At 48.6% G+C, this 22,382-nt stretch carries 20 protein-coding genes and 1 pseudogene; 3 read left to right on the top strand and 18 right to left on the bottom strand.

Annotated elements, in window-relative coordinates:
• Positions 1-16: 16 nt before the first annotated feature.
• The 5 genes from NNL21_RS23875 to NNL21_RS23855 form a co-directional block, all read right to left on the bottom strand.
• Positions 17-1,123, bottom strand: a complete 1,107-nt coding sequence (locus NNL21_RS23875) for a mandelate racemase/muconate lactonizing enzyme family protein (protein ID WP_204821033.1) — start codon at positions 1,121-1,123, stop codon at positions 17-19.
• A gap of 13 nt (positions 1,124-1,136) precedes the next feature.
• Positions 1,137-1,985: an amidohydrolase family protein gene (locus tag NNL21_RS23870; RefSeq protein WP_204821034.1), complete on the bottom strand. Its 849-nt coding sequence runs from the start codon at positions 1,983-1,985 to the stop codon at positions 1,137-1,139.
• A gap of 33 nt (positions 1,986-2,018) precedes the next feature.
• Complete coding sequence (locus NNL21_RS23865; RefSeq protein WP_204821035.1) at positions 2,019-2,903, bottom strand: carbohydrate ABC transporter permease; 885 nt, start codon at positions 2,901-2,903, stop codon at positions 2,019-2,021.
• 21 nt (positions 2,904-2,924) lie between these two features.
• Entirely contained in the window at positions 2,925-3,833 is a 909-nt protein-coding gene (locus NNL21_RS23860) for an ABC transporter permease subunit (protein ID WP_204821036.1), read from the bottom strand.
• 73 nt (positions 3,834-3,906) lie between these two features.
• Positions 3,907-5,628 carry an extracellular solute-binding protein gene (locus tag NNL21_RS23855; protein ID WP_204821037.1) on the bottom strand — a complete coding sequence of 574 codons (1,722 nt, stop codon included), beginning with the start codon at positions 5,626-5,628 and terminating at the stop codon, positions 3,907-3,909.
• Between the two features lie 255 nt (positions 5,629-5,883).
• On the opposite strand from NNL21_RS23855, the gene NNL21_RS23850 reads away from it, so the two are divergent.
• Positions 5,884-6,663, top strand: coding sequence for an IclR family transcriptional regulator (locus tag NNL21_RS23850; protein ID WP_204821038.1), 780 nt, complete (start codon positions 5,884-5,886; stop codon positions 6,661-6,663).
• A 99-nt stretch (positions 6,664-6,762) separates the two neighbouring features.
• On the opposite strand, the gene NNL21_RS23845 is transcribed toward NNL21_RS23850, so the two are convergent.
• Together NNL21_RS23845 and NNL21_RS23840 are read right to left on the bottom strand one after the other, a co-directional pair.
• Positions 6,763-7,968, bottom strand: a complete 1,206-nt coding sequence (locus NNL21_RS23845; RefSeq protein ID WP_204821039.1) for a cation:proton antiporter — start codon at positions 7,966-7,968, stop codon at positions 6,763-6,765.
• A 3-nt stretch (positions 7,969-7,971) separates the two neighbouring features.
• Positions 7,972-8,466, bottom strand: coding sequence for a cation:proton antiporter regulatory subunit (locus NNL21_RS23840; protein ID WP_204821040.1), 495 nt, complete (start codon positions 8,464-8,466; stop codon positions 7,972-7,974).
• A 470-nt stretch (positions 8,467-8,936) separates the two neighbouring features.
• Here NNL21_RS23840 and NNL21_RS23835 point away from each other — a divergent pair, with 470 nt between their 5' ends.
• Both NNL21_RS23835 and NNL21_RS23830 read left to right on the top strand, forming a co-directional pair.
• Positions 8,937-10,451 (top strand): sensor histidine kinase, encoded by a 1,515-nt coding sequence (locus NNL21_RS23835; RefSeq protein ID WP_204821041.1) that lies wholly within the window; start codon positions 8,937-8,939, stop codon positions 10,449-10,451.
• Positions 10,452-10,455: 4 nt separating this feature from the next.
• Positions 10,456-11,154 carry a response regulator transcription factor gene (locus tag NNL21_RS23830; RefSeq protein WP_204821042.1) on the top strand — a complete coding sequence of 233 codons (699 nt, stop codon included), beginning with the start codon at positions 10,456-10,458 and terminating at the stop codon, positions 11,152-11,154.
• 101 nt (positions 11,155-11,255) lie between these two features.
• On the opposite strand, the gene NNL21_RS23825 is transcribed toward NNL21_RS23830, so the two are convergent.
• From NNL21_RS23825 to NNL21_RS23775, 11 genes and pseudogenes are all read right to left on the bottom strand, one after another.
• Complete coding sequence (locus tag NNL21_RS23825) at positions 11,256-12,320, bottom strand: aliphatic sulfonate ABC transporter substrate-binding protein (RefSeq protein WP_204821043.1); 1,065 nt, start codon at positions 12,318-12,320, stop codon at positions 11,256-11,258.
• A 56-nt stretch (positions 12,321-12,376) separates the two neighbouring features.
• Positions 12,377-13,216 carry an ABC transporter ATP-binding protein gene (locus NNL21_RS23820; protein ID WP_204821044.1) on the bottom strand — a complete coding sequence of 280 codons (840 nt, stop codon included), beginning with the start codon at positions 13,214-13,216 and terminating at the stop codon, positions 12,377-12,379.
• Positions 13,192-13,953, bottom strand: coding sequence for an ABC transporter permease (locus tag NNL21_RS23815; RefSeq protein WP_204821045.1), 762 nt, complete (start codon positions 13,951-13,953; stop codon positions 13,192-13,194). Before NNL21_RS23815 ends, NNL21_RS23820 begins: the two co-directional genes overlap by 25 nt.
• Positions 13,954-13,988: 35 nt before the next feature.
• Complete coding sequence (locus NNL21_RS23810; RefSeq protein ID WP_204821046.1) at positions 13,989-15,449, bottom strand: sulfatase family protein; 1,461 nt, start codon at positions 15,447-15,449, stop codon at positions 13,989-13,991.
• A gap of 273 nt (positions 15,450-15,722) precedes the next feature.
• On the bottom strand, positions 15,723-16,502 hold the full coding sequence (locus NNL21_RS23805) for an SDR family oxidoreductase (RefSeq protein ID WP_204821047.1): 780 nt from the start codon (positions 16,500-16,502) through the stop codon (positions 15,723-15,725).
• Positions 16,503-16,695: 193 nt separating this feature from the next.
• Positions 16,696-16,887 (bottom strand): annotated as a pseudogene (locus NNL21_RS23800) (SDR family oxidoreductase); the annotation flags it as partial.
• A gap of 147 nt (positions 16,888-17,034) precedes the next feature.
• The gene (locus NNL21_RS23795) at positions 17,035-17,262 is read right to left on the bottom strand and encodes a hypothetical protein (RefSeq protein ID WP_204821048.1); all 228 of its coding nucleotides are present in this window, start codon (positions 17,260-17,262) and stop codon (positions 17,035-17,037) included.
• Positions 17,259-18,479, bottom strand: coding sequence for a Ger(x)C family spore germination protein (locus NNL21_RS23790; RefSeq protein ID WP_204821049.1), 1,221 nt, complete (start codon positions 18,477-18,479; stop codon positions 17,259-17,261). The genes NNL21_RS23795 and NNL21_RS23790 overlap by 4 nt, the downstream gene beginning before the upstream one ends.
• Positions 18,476-19,582 (bottom strand): GerAB/ArcD/ProY family transporter, encoded by a 1,107-nt coding sequence (locus tag NNL21_RS23785; protein ID WP_204821050.1) that lies wholly within the window; start codon positions 19,580-19,582, stop codon positions 18,476-18,478. Before NNL21_RS23785 ends, NNL21_RS23790 begins: the two co-directional genes overlap by 4 nt.
• Entirely contained in the window at positions 19,579-20,664 is a 1,086-nt protein-coding gene (locus NNL21_RS23780) for a GerAB/ArcD/ProY family transporter (protein WP_204821051.1), read from the bottom strand. Before NNL21_RS23780 ends, NNL21_RS23785 begins: the two co-directional genes overlap by 4 nt.
• Entirely contained in the window at positions 20,661-22,241 is a 1,581-nt protein-coding gene (locus tag NNL21_RS23775) for a spore germination protein (RefSeq protein ID WP_204821052.1), read from the bottom strand. The genes NNL21_RS23780 and NNL21_RS23775 overlap by 4 nt, the downstream gene beginning before the upstream one ends.
• Between the last annotated feature and the right edge of the window lie 141 nt (positions 22,242-22,382).

Below are 22,382 nucleotides of genomic sequence, written 5' to 3'. Positions count from 1 at the left end.
AGCAACAAAGCCGCTGTCATCTGACGGTCAGCCTGTCTAACCGGTCGAAGTCGATTGTTATGCCCAGGCCCGGTCCGTCCGGCACGATCAAGGCGCCATCGCGGATAACCAGCTCCTCCGCCGCGACGTCTTCCCGATAACCGGTAAACCCGCGAATATCGGAAGCATGGCCCGACAAATTCGCCATTGCGGCGGCGATGTGCGCCGAAGCGGCCGCGCCGACTATCCCTTCCGGCATGGAGCCGATCGTACAATCGGTATGATGCAGTGCCGCCAACTCGAAAATTTGCCGCGCCCCCCATAAACCGCCGGCCTCCGATATATATACGTGGAGCATATCGGCAGCGCCGGCGTCGAGAGTTCGCTTCGCGTCGCCAGCATCCCACACGCCCTCGTCAATGAGGATCTTCACGCCGGTGTTGCTGCGCAACCAGGCCGATTCGCTCAGCCTGTCGCTGTGCAGCGGCTGTTCGACAATATGTACGCCGTATCGTTCCAACTCGTCTGTCATTATCTTGGCCTGCTTCAGATCCCGCCAAGCCATATTAACGTCGACCCTGATCGGCACAGAATCGGGAATCGCTCCGCGAATGGCGCTGACGACGGCGATGTCCCGCTTATCGTCGGCCCCAATTTTCAGCTTTAGCTCCCGGTAGCCTTCCGACACTTTAAGCAGTGCCGCCTCCACCATCGCATCCTTGCCGCCCATCGAAACGCCGCCGGTCAACGCGATTTGGCTTCTTCTTTTTCCGCCCAATAACTGATAGACCGGTTGATTCAACGTCTTGCCTAGCAAATCCCATACAGCCATCTCTACGCCGGCTTTAGCTAACAAATGGCGTTTGGAGAAGCTGCACAAGCGGTCCAATGTTTCGTTGATTACAGAAATATCCCGGATATCCAAGCCGACTAACAGGTTCGCCCACTGCGTATTCACTTCATGGCATAGCGAGTGCGCTCCGCCAAACCAAGCAAAGGCGATTTCTCCGGCGCCGTATTCGCCGGATTCGCCACGGACGATCACAATGCCATGATTGGATGAAGCATACGTCCCCCACATATCGCTCACGGGCTGATGAAAGGGAAGGTTGACCGGAATCGCTTCGACGGAAATAATTTTCATGCCATCTGCCCCCTTATTGAAGTCCCAGAAGCTCGGGCGTGTTCTTATACAGAATTTTGTCGATTACCGCGTCTGGTATGCGCGGCAAATTCGTGCCGTCTACAAGCTTATTAAGGCCCCTTAACGCTTCAATCGTCTGTTCGATGTTGAAGAAAGGAAAGTCCGTCCCGAATAGCAGCTTATCCTCTATTCCGTATTCGATCGCTTCGATCAATCCGTTGTACATCTGCCATGGCCGGCTGCCCAGCGCCGATATATCCGTGTATACGTTCGGATTTTTGCGGACGACGGAAATCGTCTCCCCCATCCACGGATGCCCCAGATGCGCGATGACCATCTTCAGTTCTGGAAAAGAGCGGCTTACGGGATCCAGATAAACCGGTCTCGATTTTTCGAGGGGCCCCTTCTGCACGAAAGAAGTACCCTGGTGCCACATAATCGGCAAGTTGAGCTCCTGGGCCTTCGCGTATAACGGATAACATTTGCGGTCGAGTGGATGGAAGTCCTGATAAAACGGGGCCAGCTTCAGCCCCTTCAGCCCGAGTTCCTTCACGGCGGATTCCAGCAGCCGGTGCGGCTCATCCCGATTCGGATCAACGCTGGCGAAGCCGAACAGTCCGGTCGGATTTTCCTTTACGTATTCGGCTACATATTCATTGGGAACATTAAATCCCGTCGACGGCGCATCCATAGCCAGTACAATCGCCCCCGAGCAGTTCTTCACTTTACGAAGAGCCTCCCTATGATCCTTAAGCGTGCATTTCATACTGAAGCTATTGCCCCACGCTTTCTGGGCGTCGGCTAGAAATGGACCGGAGATATGCTCTGGCTCCGCGATATGCGTATGACAATCGAAAATCATCGTCTCTCCTCGCTTTCTCATTAAGCAATGTGATTATCCCTTGACCGAGCCAAGCAGCAAGCCTTTGATGAAGTATTTTTGCAGGAATGGATAAACAATCATGATCGGCAGTACCGTTATAACTGTCATCGCAATTTTAAGGCTTTGCGGTGTAAGCATCCGATATTTTTCGGGATCTCCGACGCTTGCGGTAAACTGCTCCACTGATGTAATGGATTGAAAAGAATTGTAGAGCACGTACTGAAGCGGAAACAATTCCGGATTCATCGCATTATAGAACTGCGTATCAATGAATGAATTCCACTGCCCAATGCCCGCGAATAGCGAAACGGCAGCCATGACCGGGATGCAAATCGGCACAATGATTTTCATGAAAAGATAAGCGTCATTCGCTCCGTCGATTAGCGCGGATTCTTCCAGCTCTTTTGGAATACCTTCGATATAGGTTTTGATCAGAATCATATTAAAGACGCTGACGGCGGACGGGATCACGTAAACCCAGAAGGAACCGACCATGCCTAAGCTTTTGATCAAAATGTACATGGGAATGATGCCGCCCGAGAAATACATTGTGAATACGAAATATTTACGAAAAAACTTGATGCCGGTCAAGTCGTCGCGGGTAATGACATATGCCGCCATTGATGTGACGATGGCCATAAATAGCGTTCCTATTAACGTCCTCGCAGTCGATATATATATCCCGTTCAAGACGTCCGGGTTCTCGAAGATCGCCTTGTAGGAGTCCAACGTGAACTGCCTCGGATAGAATAGAAACTTTCCGCTGACGAACGACGGATTGCTGAGCGAATAATTGAACAGATGGAGGAAAGGAAATACCATGACGACAAAAGCGAAAACCATGATCGCATAGTTGACTAAATCAAACATACGGTCGGCCGGACTGGATCTATACATGACCGCTCTCCTTTCCTGGGCTCAAAAGATCGCCTTACCGGTTGTCTTCTTCGAAAATGCGTTTACAGACAGGAGGATAACGATACTGACGATCGTTTTGACGATCCCTACGGCGGCGGCATAGGAGTAGTTCAACTGCTGCAAGCCGAACTTGTAAATATACATATCGAGCACCTCCATCTTCTCCCAGTTGGTCGGATTCGTGAACATGAAGAAAAGCTCAAAGTTCGAATTCAGAATCCACCCGCTGTTTAAAATCAAGATAACGATGAACGTGGGCATCAGGTTGGGGATGGTAATGAATTTCAACTTCTGGAATCGCGTCGCGCCGTCTATATCCGCGGCTTCATATTGGTCGGTCGGGATCGCCGAAATAGCCGCGATGAAGATGATGCTAATATAGCCGACGGATTTCCACGCTTCCAGCATGACGACAAGAAGCCAAGCGTACTTGTTCTCGCCCAGAATGTTTAATCCGTCTGAGATGATGCCCCATCTCATGAGAAGCTCGTTCAACAATCCGGAAGAAGACGACAGAAACGTGTTGGCGATCGAATAAATAATTACCCATGAGATGAAGAAAGGAAAAAAAGAAACGGTCTGAATCACTTTGACAAAAAACTTATGTCTGATTTCATTGAGCAATATCGCGAATATCAAACCTAGCGAAAGGTTGGTGACGATCATCATAACGTTGATGGAAAGCGTATTGCGCAGCAAATACACATAATCGTTGCTTTGCAGGAAGAATCGTTTGAATTGCTCGAACCCGACCCATTCCGATGCCCAGAACCCTAATCCGACCTGGTATCTCTGGAAAGCAAGCAGCCAGCCGACCAACGGCACATATTGGAATAACAGCACCAGTAAAAACGCAGGTGCCAGCATGAGGAAGAGATAACGCTGCTTATATAACTTCATTCTCAGCATGTTTGCGCTTCACCTTTTCTGGAGGAGGAATCGGACCAGACTTACGCCTCCCGACTCCCCGCTCAGTTGATTTTTACTTCGTCATGGCTAACGCTTCCTGATACAGCCTGTTATATTCGTCGATAACCGTCTGCGGCCCCAGTTTATCGTATTCCTTCATGATGTCTTCCCACAGCTTGTCGAAGTCTGCGTCGTCCTTCGCCATGATGAGCTTGGCCGTATTTTTCACTCTGAACTCAATCAGCTTCTGATCCGTTTGGCTGAGCGCAGAATCCGGATCCAGCTTGATCGAAGGTACAACCCCCGACTTTGCCCCTTCGGCCGTATTCAACCAATAATCGACGGAGGTTTTCCAGCCAAGCTTCTCGAACGCGCCCATCGTTTCCTTCGTTTGTGAGAGCTTATCCATGTAGTCCATGTTCGCACCGACGCTAAAGGGCTGTCCGCTCGCACCCGTTCTTACGTCTATTCCCAAAAATGAGACCGAATTAAAGCCGACCTTGCTGTCCGGATTTTGCACTTCTGTCGTGTACAAGTCTGTCGGAATACGGACGCCGTTACCGTCTACCGTATAATGTTTGTCCTTGATCCCCGACTGGAACAAAATTTGCGCCTCTTCCGTCGATGCCCAATCGAGCAATTCCATAATACGCTTCGGATCCTTGGCATTCTTCGTAATGATTGTATTGTTGTAAGGAACCAGATCGAGCTCCATGATCAAGCGTTTCTCGTTCCGTTCGACTTGCGTGTTGCTGCGAATCGGCAGCGTAATGTACTGCATCTCCGGATGTCCGGCCTTGATCAATTTCAAATTCGTCGCGTAGCCCGGCATGAAGTACCACGAGCTAAGCGCACGGCCGCTGTCGAATTTCTCTTGTACTTGCGCACCTTTATCCGTGAAGCTCTCCTTGTCCAGAATGCCTTCCCGGTACAGCTTGTTAAAAAACTGGAAAGACTCTTTAACATATTCGTTCTTGAGGTAATCAACAAATTGGTTATTGCTGTGATCGAAAATAACCGATCCGTTGCCGGCAACGCCGGTGTATCTTCCGCCTTTCTCGTACATAATGCCGGCTATCCCCGCCATCCCCCACGGCTCTCCGAACGGTGCGGTCATGCCGATCGTCTTCTGACCCGTTGGGGTCGTCGGATAATCCTTCATCGCCTGTTTCAAGTAGTTGATCCAATCGTCCTCCGAAACCAGCTTCGGATAGCCTTGCTTCTCCAAAATATCAATGCGCGTAGCGATATCGAATCCGCGTATATTGCTTTTGAAATCGCTTTGTCCGGTTTGCCAGTTATAAAGTTTCTTGTCCGCAGAAATGCTGCGCCAAAGCGGAATTTGCTGAGCGTATCGCTCCGTAAAATTCGGGGAGTCCGCCAAATAATCGTCCAGCGGTACCGCCGCCCCCGCTTGTATGTACTTTTGAAGGCTTGGATTGTATTGAATCCAGAGAATTTCGGGATAATCGCCGCCCGCGAGCATCAGATTCACTTTCTCCTCCCAGTTGCCAGCGTACGGGATAAACTCGAACACAATATTGAATTTTTCCTTAATGATTTGGCCGATTTCGGTTTCATCCGACATCTTGTACTTTCTAGCGCCGCCCGGATAAATATATTTGATTGTGTAGAGCGGACGATCTTGGCCGGTCTCTACCTCCCCTTGGCTTCCAGGCGGCGTTTGTTGCCCTGCTTTCTTCCCCTTGTCATCCGAGCATGCGGCCATGATGGATACCATTAAACATGCGACAAGCAGCATTATAAATTTGCTTTTAATACGATTGCTTTTCATGCGCCATCTCCCTTTTTGATTTGGTATGGAACCGAACCCGACTGCTCTTGCAAGGCTGCTGTGATAACTTATTATGTATGTTCCGTATACGGAACTAATTATGTTTAACATTTCTATATACAGAATAATTTAAATGGCTATTTCTGTCAACGATAAAGATTTCGTTTATTTTTGCATAAATATAGGAAGTCATCTATTATAGAATTGTGTATCAATTACGAACAATCTTATATATTTGTTTTCGTGGAGGAACAGATGATGTCAAATGGCCCAGAAGGTTCAAACTATGCCGTACCCGCTTTGGAGAAATCTATCGCAATCATTGAATGCTTGGCACAATCCAGCGAAGGCATGCCAATGTCAGCAATATGTAAGAATCTGAGCTTGCCGAAGACGACTGTATATGCCATCTTGTGCACGCTCGAAGCACATAACTACGTGCGCAAAAACCCCAATGGCGCTTACAGCCTAGGATTAAGTCTTTATAGCTTAGGCATGCTTTCTGTACGGCATATCAATTCAACGATAGTATTTGTTCCACACTTGGAAAGACTGCGAGACGAAACGCATTTCACCGTGCACCTATGCACGTACGATAAGGGGGAATCGGTTTGCCTTGAGAAAATCGAAGGCTTGGGCTCGATCCGGTTTCTCTCCTACGTCGGCGAGCGCAAGCTGATGAACGTATCGGCTTGCGGGAAAGCGATGGCCGCCTTCTTGCCTGAGAGAGAACTGCAAGCGATGTTCGCCAAAGGAATGCTCTCTCTGACCGCTAACTCCATTACGACGGAGCAAGCTTTCCGCGAGCATCTGGAGCAAATTCGGCAATACGGCTATTCGATCGACGACGAGGAAGGCGAATTGGGCGTTCGGTGCGTTGCCGCGCCGATCTTCACGGACGAACGCCAAGTATTCGGCGCAATCAGCCTGACTACGCTCAAAGGAAACCTGCCCATGCAAAAAATTCCCGAGTACGGAGAAAAGCTGATCGAAACCGCTAAGGTCATTTCCGCTTCCCTTGGATTTAAAGCTTGATTTCTACTGTTTAAGCCGAACTCGAAAAGCCCTTGATCATCTGATCAAGGGCTTCCCGTTCTATTTGAACGACCTATACGAGGTACATACTTCTCATCTTTAATTCGCTTTCTCGCGCTTTAGTCGCTTTCGGATAAATTCGAAGCGTTGATAAATCCACTTCGATTCCTTAGCCAGCAGCGGACCGAGAACCGCTAGAACGAGCACATACAGCACCGCGAAGGATTGGACGGATGCCATTAACCCGCCCGCTTTGCCGATGTTCGCCATAATAATCGAGAACTCTCCCCGGGAGACAAGCGTGAATCCCACATTGAGAGAGGCTCGAGGCGTCGCCCCAGAGAGGCGACCAGCGATCATGCCTGCTGCTAAATTCCCAATAATCGTAAGGATTACGGCTATAACCGTCATGCCAACGGCTCCACCCAGCGATGACGGCTCAATGGTTAAGCCAAAGCTGAAGAAGAAGAGTGCGCCGAAAAAATCCCTGAAGGGCATGATTTGCTGCTCGATCCGTTTGACATGCCTTGATTCTCCAAACACCAGTCCAATCATGAGAGCGCCGATCGCTTCCGCTACATGCAGCGTTTCGGAGAAGCCTGCAACCAGAAACAACAGCGTCATCACCATCAGCAGAAAGAGCTCCGATGATTGAACATTCAACGCAATATCGATATATTTGATGACTTTTCTTCCGATAAACAGGAAGATCACAATGAATCCGAGGGCTGTCAACGATATGAGCAGTACACTGACGAACGAGGTTGCCCCGCTTAATACAAGACCGGTTAAGATCGAGATGTGGATCGCGATGAATAAGTCGTCGAACATAATCATCCCCATGATCATTTCGGTCTCCGGGTTTGCCGTCCGTTTCAAATCGACCAGAACCTTAGCTACAATGGCCGTCGAGGAGCTTGTCATAATCCCGCATACGACCAGCGTCTCCTTAAGCGGCAGCTCTGCAATCCACCCCAATAGCAGGCCGGACACAAAATTTAAGGCCACATAGAACGAACCGCCGATCAAGATCGCTTTTCCCGACTTGAACAGCCGCGCGACCGAGAACTCCATCCCCAGATAGAACAGCAGGAACAGGATGCCCAGACGCCCCATAAATTCAATAAAGGAGGAGCTCTCGATAAAGCGCAAATCAATCTTCCAGAAGTGCGGAGCATGAGGACCGACAGCCATCCCGATCAAGATGTAGAACGGAATCACGGAGAAACGAAGCTTATTGGAGAGAAAGCCTGTCAGCGTAATGAGTGCCAGAGCGATGCCAACTTCGAATATGAGCATCTCCATAGGCTAAAGCTTCCCATCACGAAGCAGCAATTTTAATTGCTTGATTTGCGCACGCTCCCCGGCAACAACGAATGTCATGCCCTCACCAATAATAAAATCGGATCCAGGATTCATATGCGTCTTCTTATTCTTCTGTGCTACCGCTAAGATGGATGCCCCTGTTGCGCCGCGAACGTCCAATTGTCCAATGGTCATACCATCGCTCTTCGATAACGGCTCCTGGCGGATCCATTCGATAACGAGTCCATCCAGCATAATTTCCTGGCTGTCCGAGAACGCCGGCTTATAGGTAATGCCAGCCAGAATGGCCGATATCGATCTCGCTTCATCGTCATCCAATGAAACCATAGACAGCATCTCATCCGGCTCCTCCGGCGAGAGATGGAACAGATCGCGGCGTTCGTCGTTGTGAACGACGATAACGAGTGTATCTCCGCTTCGGGTGTTCATGGTGTACTTACGTCCGATTCCCGGGAGGTCAGTCTCTTTCAAATTCATATTTTTGCACCTCCCTTCGGAGCATATTGATCAACCCACGGCTGCGCGAACGGTCCGATGAATTCGATACTACGGTTCATAGTAGATCTCCCTCCCTGTAAGAACAACTCCGATGCCAAATGCTGTGTTCATACGCTCTCCTCCTCATAAATATAGACCTCTTGTTCAGAGGTCTTACCGCCATTCTATCAAATTGAAAATATAAGTCCAGCAGGAACAGAATTTAAAAAATGGAATTGTAATTTCTAAGCATGACCGTCCTATATTTTCAGATTTAATGTAATAAATAAACATTTATTTCATATCGTTCTTGCGATTGCAATAAGAACCTTCCGAGCAGTTGCAAAAATTACAGCTTTCACCATAACAACACTTCCCTTAGAAGCTTTTAGGCAATGCCAGGTCCTATAAAATCATTTATAATGAAGGAATACGACATACCGCTCATCACATCAAGCAAGGGGAACCCCATGACTATTCTTCTTATCTTACTCATCATCGCTGCGGTTACGCTGTTCATTACAAAAGCGCGCAACCCTTCCGCCTACTGGATGGGTTTTGTTCTTGTCGGCTGGTTTCTGAGCATGTTCGGCCTCATCCTGTTCATTGCCAAATACGGCGGATTCTATTACCGGGTCAATATTGTGCTGTTCTTCAACGATACGATTCGGAACATGCTGCTGAATGCGCCGATCAAGATCGAAGGCATCAGCCGAATCATTACGGTTGGCCGGTCCCTCTTCATCTTCAGTCTTGTCGGACTCTCGGTTTCGTTAATGTCCTATCGCCCGTTCTGGCGGAATTGGAAGATCCATACGATTAACTTCATTCCCGCTCTGGCCAACCTGATTTTCTACGACCCGATCATTTATAAGAGAGCGCTTACCGTCATGGACCGCCAGCATACGTTTGTCATTGGTTGGGTTACGCGTGGCTGGCTTGTGCTCTCTGCCATCATTGCCGTCGCTTTAATGGTCTGGAAGTACCGAACCGTGACCATTCCATGGGCCAAACGGCAAAGCGGATTTATCATTCTGGGCGTACTCTCACTGGCTATGTTCTATTTCTACCTGGGGTTTATGGGACCGCTTCAAGTGTTTGACGTGCGCACCTTCTATGTGCTGTATTCGGACTTCTCCAACTTCAATCCACCGCTTACGTTATCCGGATGGTACATCAGCATTGGGCTGACAGGCATCCTCTCGCTCATCAGCATATATGCGGTATGGCGCTATACCGAGATTGAGTTGAAGATGGGCAAGGATGATCTCCTGCTCAAACGAAAGCTGGATACAGCTAATATGGGTGCACAGGTATTCACCCATGCGGTCAAGAACCAGCTTATTATGCTCCAGCTTCTCATGAAGCAAGCAACCGATGCGCTGCAGGCCGCAGATATGCCGGATTCTCAGCCTATTGGAGCCCCTCTTGCGAAAGCGGATGAGATCGTCAGCACCACGCTTGGCCGGCTGGACCAGCTCTATAAATCATTCAAGACCAATCAACTGCAGCTTAAACCCCAATTGATTCATGCCATCGTTGAGCACGCGTTAGATCGTATTAAACCGGTGCAGAAACATGTTAAAATCAAAACAGAATTACCTGATCCGTCCACGATGATATTGGCTGACTTCATACCGATGGCAGAGGTTATTTATAATCTTCTGATTAACGCGATTGAAGCCATTGACTCCGAGTTTGGCGGGCATATTCAAGTATTGGTGTACACCGAGGATCATTGGGTCATTATTAAAATCATCGACAACGGGCCGGGTATCCCCGCACATATGATAGACGATGTCTTCGATCCCTTCGTAACGAATAAGAATACCAACAAAAACTGGGGCGTCGGTCTGTCGTATGTGAAGTATATCGTGCTCGCCCATTATGGGCGTATTCACGTGGAAAGCAAGCCCGAGCTCGGCAGCTCGTTCCAGCTTATTATTCCGATGTATGAATTAAATACAGAACCAAAGAAAAGGTGAGGACATGGCAGAGCTCATTCGAATTATTGTCGCAGAGGATTTGGACGTATTAAGAGAGCACTTCTGCAAGCTGATTCAACACGAGGAGGATCTGTCTGTCATTGGACAAGCCGCAAGCGGGAAAGAGGTGCTGCGGCTCATAGCGGAGCTGGGACCGCCTGATATCATACTGATGGATATCGAGATGGACGTGAAGCATGACGGGATCATGACCGCGAAGAAGGTGCTGGAGCAGCATCCCGAAACGCGTATTATTTTTCTGACGGTGCATGAGGATGAGGAGACGGTATTCAGTGCATTCGACACAGGTGCAGTGGATTATGTGTTGAAGACCAGTACAAGCGAAGCCATCGTGCAAAGCATTCGCTCCGCCCACTCGGGGCTCGTCCAGGTTCGTCCGGAGGTTGCTTACAAAATCAAGAATGAATTCTCCCGCATCCGGCGCAATCAAGAAGCGCTAATGGCAGCCACCTTGCTTCTGTCGCAGATGACTCCATCCGAGCTGGCGGTCTTGAATTTACTGCTGAAGGATATGAAAATTGCTCAAATCGCAAAAGAGCGCCAGGTGGAGCAATCGACGATCAAAACCCAAATCAACATGATTCTAAAGAAGTTCGATAAGAAGCGGACGAAAGAGGTAACGGCACTGCTGCGGGAGCTCAATGTGACCTCTTTCATCCAGAGCAGGCTGGGAGGGGGCTGAGCTTGCGCGCCTCTCCCCACTACAGACAAGAAAGAAGCTGCCCTCGGTCATCAGACCTTGCAAGGCAGCTTCTTCTTTCGTGAATAGGGAATCAATAATTTCTATTCTTGAGCCGCTTTAATCGCAGGCTCTGTCGTCAAGAAATCCGCGGATGGAACGGCTTTATCCAGCTTCTCATTGAGTACGAACAACTTTTGCAGATTATCGTACCACTTGATGGCTTCTCCGTTGCTAAACACTTCAGCCAGCTTCGCATTGTCGATCCACTCAATCGACTCAAGCTCTTGCTTCAAGCTGTCCTCCGGCACCTGTGTGTACTCCGCAGTCAGCTTAACGGCTTCATCGATGTTCTTGATTTTGTAATCCGTCACTTTCGCCATGGCTTTCATGAAGCGTTCCACCAATTCCGGCTTTTCTTTCAGGAATTTCGGACTTACCACCCAGCTGGAAGGGAAGCTGTATTCCGGATAGAAGCTGCTGTTGTCGCCAAGCTTAATCATATTCTCTTTGCCGACTTGCTTCTCGATCTCGGTGGTGTACGGTGACCAAATGGCAACGGCATCTACTTTGTTGGCCACATAAGCGGTAACGGCACCCGCAACATCCATGTTGATGATATTCACGTCTTCCGGCTTCAGCCCTGCTTTCTCCAGGCCAAGGTTAAGCACCATCTCACCGGACGTCCCTTTTGGAACACCGACGGTCTTGCCCTTCAGATCCTTCCACTCTTGGATACCGGATTTCTTCGTTGCAAATACCATGTCGCTCTTGCCCAGGCTTACGAGTCCAATAATGTTGCCTTGTCCTTGCGCAGATAAGAAGGTAGCCCCCGGCCCGATATAAGCGATATCAATATCGCCGGATGCCATGGCTTGGAACTCGGGAGGACCGCTCAAGAATTTAACGGCATTCAGCTTAATTCCTGCTTCTTCGAAAAACCCTTTTTCTTCGCCGATCGCAATCGGAGCAGCTCCGCCCATGTTCGGCATATACGCGAAGTTAATCGTCTCGGCTTTCACTTGCGGCTTACTTTCCTCCGGATTGGTGACCGTTGAGCCTCCTGCATTGTTGTTGCCCCCTGCTCCACAAGCGCTAAGCAGCAGCGTCATGCTGAGTAACACGGCAGCCATCGAACGTTTCGGTTTCTTTCTGAAGCTGTTCGTCATAGATAAAGCCCCCCTAATCATGTATGTGGTCCATGCTTGCGCTAGGTTGAACCCGATTACTTGGATACTTCAAGATACTCGCGATACACTTTCGACCAAATCTCGTTCTTAATCTCGATGAATCGTTCATCCAGCTTCGTGGACTGATCTCTTGGGTAAGGGATGTCGACATCAATGATCTCCTTAATGCGTCCGGGACGCGCACTCATGATGACGACACGCTGGGCCAGAATGACCGCCTCATCCACGTCATGGGTAATGAAGAAGCAGGTTTTCTGTTCCTTCTGCCAGGTCTTGAGCAGCTCTTCTTGAAGCTGTGCTCTCGTCTGTGCATCCAAGGCACCGAAAGGCTCGTCCATGAGCAGAACCTCCGGTTCTACCGCATACGCTCTAGCGATCGCTACGCGCTGCTTCATACCGCCGGACAGCTCCTTCGGATATGCGTTCGCGAAGTCCTTAAGACCCACGAGCTCCAAGTAATGCTCCGCCTTCTCCCTGCGCTCCTGCTTGCTTAAGCCTCGCAGCTTAAGGCCGAACTCGACGTTCTTCAGAACCGTTTTCCAAGGGAATAACGCATATTGCTGGAAGACAACGCCGCGCTCCTTGCCGGGCCCCTTGACCTCGACACCTTCCACCTTAACGGAACCGGATGTGGATTCCTCCAGCCCGCCAATAATGTTCAACAAGGTTGTTTTGCCGCAGCCGCTTGGTCCGACGACACAGACAAACTCGTTATTCTTGATCGTCAGATTCGTATTCTGAAGCGCGATGGTATCGCCATTACGGCCTTTATATACTTTGTTCAGATCTTTAATTTCAATTTTATTGTGATTGTGCTGGCTCGACTGCTGTGGACTGATGCTGCTGCTTGTTAGTTTTGCCGTATTTCCTGCCATCCCGTTAGTCTCCTCTCCAGAAACAATACGAATTTATCCATTGCAAGGCCAATGATGCCAATAACCACAATGCCCAGAATAACGACATCCATACGGAAGTAAAGGCTTGCCTCCATAATCATATTGCCAAGGCCCTTGTTCGCTCCCGTAAGCTCTGCCGCAACCAGCGTTGTCCAAGCAGCCGCAAGGCCAAGCCGGATGCCCACAAGAATATAGGGGAACGATGCGGGTACGATAACCTCTAGGAAGATATCTTTATCCTTAGCCCCCAGCACTCTTGCCGCACGGATCAACGTGGGATCGACGTTACGAACCCCTTGGAAGATCGAGATAACCATAACGAGAAAGGTTGCTACAAAAATTACTGAGATCTTCGCAGATTCTCCGACACCCTGCGATACGATAACGAGCGGAATCAGCGCAATCGGCGGAACCGTACGGAAGAACTGGATCCATGGATCGCAGATCGCGCGAACGAGTGAGTACCAAGCCATTAAGAAGGCTACAGGTATGGCAAGTAATAAGCCCAGCGAGAATCCGCCAAGGACACGAAGAAGACTTGCCGATACATTGGTCCACATCCGGCCGCTGGAAACTTCCTTCATAAACGCGCTTAATACTTTACCTGGTGTAGTAAGTATCGCTCCGATGGAAGGGATCGAGGATAGCAAGTACCAGACCACGAGACCCATCACAATGGAGGCGACGGTTAATAACCAGTTTGGGATTCTTTTCATGATGTTAATCTCCTTGTCTTCGCTGTTTTCATCCACTAACCGTCATAAGCCGGCTGCAGCGCTTCCGATTTATATTTACGACGGAGGACGGCCGCTTCTTCCATCGCGCCATTGCGCTCGAGCTTGCGAATCCAATCGTCTGCACTTAAATATTTCCACGGTCCGGTTTCAATGACTTTCTGAAGCGGATCGACCTTATAGTCCGGCTTACTCGCTTGCTCATGCAGCCATTGCGATAGGCGATGATCCATCTCCTTCACGACATCCGGATACTGGTCAGCCACATTGTGAAGCTGGTTCGGATCGTTCTCCATATCGTATAGCGTGACCGGTTCGAAGTTCAGATACAAGCCTTGATGGTAGGTCCGGATGAAATACCATTTCTCATCACGTACGGCACGCTGGCACACATAGAGCGCATGGTCCATAACTAAGTAGTCCCGCCCCTGCCAATGCTCACCCTTCAATGCCGGCAAGAACGACTTGCCATCCCAGCCTGAGGGAACCTCCAGCCCCAGCATATCGGTAATTGTGGCGATAACGTCGACATTGTACACGAAGCCGTCTACTTTCGCTCCTGGCTGGGTCACACCGGGTGCCTTAAAAATTAACGGAATATGGTGAACGGCTTCTGTCGCGCTTGCATGCTCAATGTAGATGCCCTGCTCACCCATCGATTCCGCGTGGTCTGCGCTAATGATGAAGCAAACCTCATCCTCGATCCCAAGCTCGCGCAGCGTATCGAGCAGCTCGCCAACGTATTTATCCATATAGTTCACGCCGCCGTCATAGCCGTCAATAACATGCTTATAATCCTCGCGGCTTGCGATCTGTCCTGGCATCGTAGCTGGATATTTATCGCCCCAATGCAGAAACTTAGCCGACCGCGGGAAGCTGTCCGACTGCTGGGCCGCAATGGTCGCTTCATCCGGGAATGCCTTCACCGGCGAATCCTTCCATTGCTCCATATATTCAATCGGGTACGTGTAGAAGGAGTGGGGATCCCAATATTGAATGTGCAGGAAGTAGTCCTCTTCCTTGCCATGCTGCTTCAGCCAAGGGATAACCGATGCGTTCACTTCATCCGCATTCTCGTTGCCTTCCTTGAGTGAGTGCGTATGCACCTCGTTCCAGCCTGCAAAATACCACCAAGCATGGTGACGGTCGCCGAATGAGGAGAACGTGACGGTCTTGTATCCTGCTTTGCGGATATGCCGGGTAAAGAACGGAATAACCTCGCTATGTCCGTCACCCTCCGGGTAATAGAACTCGCCGCCCGGTCCCCAGTGGGTCAGCGCCCCGTGATGAATGCCGAAACGGCCGGACATGAAGCTCGCTCTTGAGGGAACGCATGGCGAGGATGCTGTATAGCAGCTATTGAACACCATGCCTTCTGCTGCAATTTTATCGATATTAGGTGTAGTTGGCCGATTATATCCGTAGCAGCTCATATGATCTGGGCGTAGTGAATCGATATCCAAGTAAATGATTCTCATGTAATGTTTCCTCCCGTCCAAACGCTTATGTTTTGTAAATCTATTATCTATTGTAGTTGTAAGCGTATAAAAAAATAAGGTTGAACATTCTTCAACCTATTTGGTTCCGCTATCATTGTAAATTTATGTATTATAAAGATTTTCCGCCCCTTTTGAAAACCCATGTTGTTAACTTTCATTACACAATTGCCCATATTTTCTTATAAACAAAAAACAGCCTATCGCCGTAATTAGCGGCAGGCTGTTCAATTCGGGTCGTATCCTTATCCATTATCATTTCCCTAGAAAACCACCCTCGGATTTCATGACTTGTCCCGTAATCCATTGGGATTCATCGCTGGCTAAGAAACGAATGGCTCGGGCCGCATCCTCCGGCAGACCGATCCGTCCCATAGGAAACATGGGCAGGAAATGAGCTTTCATATTCTCATCCATCCAGCCTGTATCGGTCGGTCCCGGATCGAACCCGTTTACTGTAATACCGAGAGGAGCCAAGCCTACGGAGAGCGGCTCAATTAAACTAATCAGAGCCCCCTTCGTGGCAATATACGCCAGATTGTCCGGGTCGGGTCCCTTCGAAACCATAAATACAATTCGTCCAGGCGTCCCTGCTGGATGGTTCTTCTCAAATCTTCTAGCAAATTCCGTGCTGAGCAGGATCGTTCCACGATTATTTACGACATAATGTTGATCTAGAGTTGCCATATCTAAGCTCCGATAGTTCGTCGATACACAATAGGCTGCATTGTTGATCAAGATTGAAGCACTGCCCAATAACCGCTCTACCTGATCCATCACAAGTGACGGGGTTTCCGGGTTGGCGAAATCCGCTTCCATATGACCCACTCTCACGCCCAAGCCTTCCAATTCCTTGCGTAATTGTTCAGGCCACTCCTTCTCCCCGCCATTGCCTTCCGTTTCATCAAATGGATACCAATGCGTAAAGAAAATATCCGCCCCAACGCTTGCAAGCGCGCGGCATACTGCGGTTCCGATCCCCGTTGACCGGCTTGCGCCCGTTACAATCGCTATTTTATTTTTCAGGGTGATCATCGATTATGCCTCCAATCATTATTCGTGTGACGGCCCTTCTCTATATAAGTTCATGAATAACCGTTCATTTCCTCCATATATAGGAAGTTAATATTCCTGCAGGCTTTATGCAAGGCGCAGCGGTACACACGAACAAGGCTGCACCAGCCCGCCCGAAGGCGCCTGTTACAGCCCAATCCCAATCTGATGCCAATCAACGCAATTTAATTGAACCCCCGTCGACCATAATCGTCTGCCCGGTAATGTAGTCGGAATCCTCGCTTGCCAAGAATACGGCGACCCGCCCAATATCGCTTTCCAGCTCGCCCAATCTTCTAAGCGGTATTTTGGAGAGCATGGATTGATAATATTCCGGGTTTTCATCGGCCCAATGAAGCATGCCGCGCTTCATTATTCCATCTCCGTTGGAAACACAGATTAATTGAGATCAACTTCCGATTCAATCATGGCCGGAATAAGGTGTGGGCTCATTTCTAGCCCTTGTTAGGGGGATTTGGGCATAAGTTCAGCAAACTTTCCGGTTGCTTTCGGTTCACTTTTCAAGAAGCTTTCCCAGTGGCTTATAAATCGCATCCACCAACTGGGTAGGCCCCGGCATGTCCGGGAAGAAAACGAGCAACATAGCGAGCAGCCATCCGATTATCGTTATTGCAACAAAAGCGGATTTCTCTTTTTTCATTTTTTTATCCATTTTCGGCCATTCATACATGGCCATGAGAACCAAGATGACCGTTATTCCCAGTATTGCTGCCCATTTCATTTTTTTCGCACCTCATTTTCCGGTCTTACGGCTCCCTCGGAGGACATGCCCGATCGGAGAATTTTCGCTTTTACTTCAACGTTCACTTCGATTTCAGGGAATATTTCGTCCCAGCGTTCCTTCGTCTTATTCCAACTCTTCGGATATTTGCGGTGAAAGGCGTCCGCAAATCCGAAGATGTCCGCCTTGTACTTTTGTTGGCCGCTAGTAAGAGCCATCTGTACGTAATTTACGATATCTTTTTCCAAACCATTTTCTATTGCTTTCAACAATTTGGGATTCATCATGCTCAGATTGGTTGTATTTTGTAACATATCGTTTTTCGTTTCAATTTTGACCGTTATGGACCATTTTTCATCGTTAATTTTCGGAATCAGTACCGTATGACTGCTCAGCATTCTCGTAGAGACGTAACCTTCCGCCTCCCTGGGCGTAATGGTAACGGTAGCTAATTTAATCTCGTTCCTCAGCCACAGCAATCCCCTTGTCACCTTATCGTTGATCCGTCCGACCATTTTATCTTTCTTAAACACAGCAGTTCCTGTTATATACGGGATCGTTTGTTGCTGTTTCTTCTTATCCGGATTCGGCGGCAATATTTCAACCCACGGCAGGGCAGCTGCTCCCGAATCGCCAGCCAACATCTGAGCCAGATCGTTAACCGTTGTTTGTATCCCGATTCGGGTTTTCGCCATTTCCCGAAGCACTTCCGCCGAGCTTCGTTCAAGCGGAGGGAGCAATTCCAGTACTTCCTTTGCTTCTCCTTTGCTGACAAGCATATCAGCGCGTACACGGGGCTCCGGATCCCGCAGCAAGAAATCAATATGTTCGCTAATTCCTTCCCTCGCCAACTTCTCGCCAATGATGAATACTTCGCCATGCCCCCAGAAAATTTTGCGCGGAATCTTCTCTTGCAGCTTGGACATCGCGTCAGCAATCGTAGTTCCTACCTCGGATCTTACCAACGTTTGTTCCGTACCACCGCCACTGCCCGACATGCCGCCCTCGCCTCCACCTCCGCCTCCGCCCCCGGCAGCTCTCGGAATAAAGACTTGAATGGAAAGCTCGATGGTCTTATCATCCTTTTTGTCAATCCCTGTAGCCATAACCAACGCCAAATCATTAACTTCTTTTCTGTCCCAGCAGCCGGTGAGCAGAATAAGAGTGATACAGAGCGAAACAATGAGGAGAACTTTTGTAGAAAAAGAGGCATTCATCCTTTGGCTCTCCCTTTTTTACGGAATTTTTTTTGTATGAAAGCGATGAACAAGAGTAACGTCGGAACGGCTACTTGCATGGATAATAAATAGAAGGGGATGGACGTACCGACAACACGAGTCATTTCCTGCACGTTGGGCGCTACCCAAACACTAAACAGAACGAGCAGAAAACCGACCGGCCATACGATCGGTCGGTAGTCGGTGAGTTTCAGCCATTGCGCGGTTCCAAGAACAATCACGTAATAGAACACAGAGATTTTAACAAACGCACCGACAATCCAGATGGCCATTACGATCGACTCCAGATGTTCAAGAAAGTTGGCAAGGCTTATGTACCGCGCCGCAACCATCACGGGATAGCGAAAACCAACTGTATTTATACCGAATAAGAAAAGAGCCGTCATATTGGAAAGCACCATGGTAAGCATCACGGCAAACACCGAGATCATTCCCCATTTCATTCCTTTCTCACGATCGGTCAAGTATGGCAATAGAAAAGAAATGACAATGAATTCACTAAACCAGTCTGAGGGTACAACGGCACCCATAAGCGAAGGCTTCACCCCATGCTCCATGATCGGATATATTTGTATCGGCTTAAGGTCGGGAGAGAGCAGAAACACGATCAAAAGAATAAGAATGATCACAATGGGGACGAAGATTTGCGCGCACCTTCCCAACACCTCAACACCGCCTCTTACCGCGAAAGCACAAACGATAACCATACTTCCGATTACCACGATAATCGGGGTTTTCACAAAGAAATTCCCGACGACGAACTCGCCGTATTCCCTGATAATAAAACCATTTAGGTGCATATAAAAAAATATGAACATGAGCCCCATGATCTTCCCTACGATCCGACCGACAAGATGTACACTATATTCTACAATGGTCTCTTTTGGGTAGAGCTTATGCAGCTGATAGGCGATACACACGGCAAGAAATCCAATCGTGGAAGCCCAAATCGGCGATAGCCACATATCCCGACCCGCTTGTACCGCTATAATCGACGGCAGCGAGAGAATCGCCGTTGCGAAGATCGTCGGGTACATCATGACCCCCATCTGGAAAGCGGATATTTTGCCTTTTTCGATCATTTTTTTTCACCCTTAACTAAAGTGATGGATAACAACAACAAGGGGATACCTACTTGCACGGATACAAAATAAAAAGTACTTGACGTACCAAGAAAATGGGTCAATTCCTGCAGATTGGGTGCTGCCCAGAGACTGAATAGCAGCAATATAAAGCCGATTGGAAGTACGAGCGGCCGATAATCGGAGAGATTCAACCATTGTGCGGTGCCTAGAACAATCACATAATAGAACACAGAGATTTTGACAAACGCGCTCGCCACCCAAATCGCCATTACAATAGACTCCAAATGTTCAAAAAAGCCGGCAAGGGAAATATATTTTGCCGCGGTCATTACCGGATAAACCAAATCACCAGTAATTCCTCCAAATAAAAAGAGTATGGCAAAATTGGTAAGCACCATGAGAAGCATCACGGCAACGACCGAGATCATCCCCCATTTCATCCCTTTTTCCCGATCAGAGAGAAATGGGAAGAGAAATGAGGTGAGCATGAATTCACTAAGCCAGCCCTGCGGTACAATAGAACCTAAAATAGAAGGTTTCAATCCGTGCTCCATCATCGGAAACATGTTGTTCGAATGCAAATCCGGAATGAGCAGAACAATAAGCAATAAAAAAAGTAACGTCACGCCCGGCATGAAAATTTGGGCGCACCTTCCCAAAACTTCCACGCCGCCCCGAACTGCGAAAGCACAAACCAGCACCATACTCCCCAATAGGATAACCAATGGAGTAGTAATAAGAGATGAGCTCACAACGAACTCTCCGTATTCTCTGATGACGATGCCATTCACGTGCAGATAAAAGACGATATAGACGAGGCCGATCAGCTTTCCCGGAATCCGGCCGATAATGTGAGTGCTGTATTCAATGATGCTCATCTCTGGGTAGAGCTTATTCAATTGATAAACAATATACACGATAAAAAATCCGATAGAGGAAGCCCATATCGGCGAAAGCCACAGATCCCTTTCCGCATGTTGTGCCGTGATAGACGGTACAAAGAGAAGAGCCGTAGCCAGTATCGTCGGGAACATCAAGATCCCCATCTGGTAAGCGGATATTTTGCCTTTTTCAATCATCCATGTTCCCCGCCCTTGGTTGGATCTGGTTTCTGCCCTGGAGCTTGACGGTACTTGTTTTCTTCTCCTGTTAAATGCGGACGAGTGTTTAGCATCCATAACGGGGCACGAAACAGTACATCTTTCATATCGCGGCCTTTCATTGGGGCGAGCGGACTCAGGTACGGAACGCCAAAAGAACGAAGCGTACAGAGGTGGATGACGATCATAATGATCCCAAGCATCAGGCCAAGCAATCCCAGCATACCCGCAAGGATCATGATGGGGAATCGCAGCATCCTTAATGCGATTCCTATTGTGTAGTGAGGGATCATGAAGGAAGCGATTCCCGTAATCGCGACTACCATGACCATAGGAGCGGAGACGAGTCCGGCTGAAGTCGCGGCTTGCCCGATGACAAGGGCTCCGACAATGCTGACGGCAGCACCAACCTGCTTGGGCAGTCGAACTCCTGCTTCACGCAGCGCTTCGAAAGTAATCTCCATAAGAAAAGCCTCAACGAGTGCTGGAAATGGAATCTCTTCTCTGGACTTGGCAACGCTGAGCAGAAGAGTGGTCGGAATCATCTCTTGATGGTACGTAAGGATCGCAACATAAGCCGAAGGTACGAGCAAGGAAATAAGAAAGAACGAATAACGCAACCAACGAATTAATGTACTGATCATAAACCTTTGATAATAATCTTCCGGTGAATGCATTAAGGAAGCGAGCGTTGTCGGCGCAATAAGGACAAAGGGGGTCCCATCCACCAGAATAACTACGCGGCCTTCCAATAAAGATCCAGTCGCAACATCTGGCCGTTCTGTCGTCAGGAGCTGAGGGAAAGGGGAGAGGGGGTTATCCTCAATCATCTCCTCGATATACCCGCTCTCCAATATGCCATCCATATCGATTCGTTGTATCCGATTCTCTACCTCTTCGATCAAGGTAGGCTCTGCGATCCCCTCGATATAGGCAATAACGATCTGGGTCTGCGTATAGCGCCCGACTTTTATCGATTTCATTTTCAGCGCGGGACTTTTGATCTTTCTTCGTAACAAAGAGGTATTAATCCCTAACGTTTCCGTGAACCCTTCACGCGGTCCTCGGATAACGCTTTCGGCCATCGGCTCTTCAACCCCGCGTTTTTCCCACTTTGCCAGTCCTAAAGCGATGCCCTGCCGTTGTTGATCGACAAGGAGTACCGGATTTCCGTTTGAAATTTGCTCGATCACATCGACGACCGTCACGACGTTTTTCCTGTTGGAAACAGAGATCTTCGTTTGAAGAATCCTATTTGTATTAGCATCTTCCGCCACCGACTCCTGCATAAGAGGAGCAAGCACATGCTGATGGATCAAATCGATGTTGGACAGGCCTTCGATATAGATAAGTAATGCTTTTGTTTTTCCCGCAATCAAAAAGTTGTGGATGACGATATCCGAACAATCCGCATAGATGGAATCCAACGCTTGCAAGTTTTCATTCAAATTCATGGAGAGAGTGGGTTGTTGGTTAGCCTCCTGCTGGCTGTTATTCAATGGTTTATGCGAACTAGATCCCAGTAAATTTTTGAATGCTTTTTTGACAAAGCGCATGGTTATCTCCTTACTTCATTTCAATCCATTTTCACCCGAATAAGATACTTCTATACCCTCCTGAACATCACTCTTCATTGAATGACATCCCTGAATTTTAATGCAATTTGTGGGAATACTTTATAATTATTCTGAAGCTTG

Origin of the sequence: Paenibacillus mendelii, from assembly GCF_024498075.1 — a bacterium.
Lineage (GTDB): Bacteria > Bacillota > Bacilli > Paenibacillales > Paenibacillaceae > Paenibacillus_Z > Paenibacillus_Z mendelii.
This window is presented reverse-complemented; position numbering and strand designations above follow the sequence as displayed.

Coding starts and splice junctions, on each gene's coding strand:
- NNL21_RS23875 (WP_204821033.1), bottom strand. CDS start 1,123: ATGAAAATTATTTCCGTCGAAGCGATTCCGGTCAACCTTCCCTTTCAT.
- NNL21_RS23840 (WP_204821040.1), bottom strand. CDS start 8,466: ATGAATTTGAAAGAGACTGACCTCCCGGGAATCGGACGTAAGTACACC.
- NNL21_RS23830 (WP_204821042.1), top strand. CDS start 10,456: ATGGCAGAGCTCATTCGAATTATTGTCGCAGAGGATTTGGACGTATTA.
- NNL21_RS23835 (WP_204821041.1), top strand. CDS start 8,937: ATGACTATTCTTCTTATCTTACTCATCATCGCTGCGGTTACGCTGTTC.
- NNL21_RS23795 (WP_204821048.1), bottom strand. CDS start 17,262: ATGAAATGGGCAGCAATACTGGGAATAACGGTCATCTTGGTTCTCATG.
- NNL21_RS23790 (WP_204821049.1), bottom strand. CDS start 18,479: ATGAATGCCTCTTTTTCTACAAAAGTTCTCCTCATTGTTTCGCTCTGT.
- NNL21_RS23775 (WP_204821052.1), bottom strand. CDS start 22,241: ATGCGCTTTGTCAAAAAAGCATTCAAAAATTTACTGGGATCTAGTTCG.
- NNL21_RS23860 (WP_204821036.1), bottom strand. CDS start 3,833: ATGCTGAGAATGAAGTTATATAAGCAGCGTTATCTCTTCCTCATGCTG.
- NNL21_RS23870 (WP_204821034.1), bottom strand. CDS start 1,985: ATGATTTTCGATTGTCATACGCATATCGCGGAGCCAGAGCATATCTCC.
- NNL21_RS23865 (WP_204821035.1), bottom strand. CDS start 2,903: ATGTATAGATCCAGTCCGGCCGACCGTATGTTTGATTTAGTCAACTAT.
- NNL21_RS23785 (WP_204821050.1), bottom strand. CDS start 19,582: ATGATCGAAAAAGGCAAAATATCCGCTTTCCAGATGGGGGTCATGATG.
- NNL21_RS23845 (WP_204821039.1), bottom strand. CDS start 7,968: ATGGAGATGCTCATATTCGAAGTTGGCATCGCTCTGGCACTCATTACG.
- NNL21_RS23815 (WP_204821045.1), bottom strand. CDS start 13,953: ATGAAAAGAATCCCAAACTGGTTATTAACCGTCGCCTCCATTGTGATG.
- NNL21_RS23820 (WP_204821044.1), bottom strand. CDS start 13,216: ATGGCAGGAAATACGGCAAAACTAACAAGCAGCAGCATCAGTCCACAG.
- NNL21_RS23850 (WP_204821038.1), top strand. CDS start 5,884: ATGATGTCAAATGGCCCAGAAGGTTCAAACTATGCCGTACCCGCTTTG.
- NNL21_RS23810 (WP_204821046.1), bottom strand. CDS start 15,449: ATGAGAATCATTTACTTGGATATCGATTCACTACGCCCAGATCATATG.
- NNL21_RS23805 (WP_204821047.1), bottom strand. CDS start 16,502: ATGATCACCCTGAAAAATAAAATAGCGATTGTAACGGGCGCAAGCCGG.
- NNL21_RS23855 (WP_204821037.1), bottom strand. CDS start 5,628: ATGAAAAGCAATCGTATTAAAAGCAAATTTATAATGCTGCTTGTCGCA.
- NNL21_RS23825 (WP_204821043.1), bottom strand. CDS start 12,320: ATGACGAACAGCTTCAGAAAGAAACCGAAACGTTCGATGGCTGCCGTG.
- NNL21_RS23780 (WP_204821051.1), bottom strand. CDS start 20,664: ATGATTGAAAAAGGCAAAATATCCGCTTACCAGATGGGGATCTTGATG.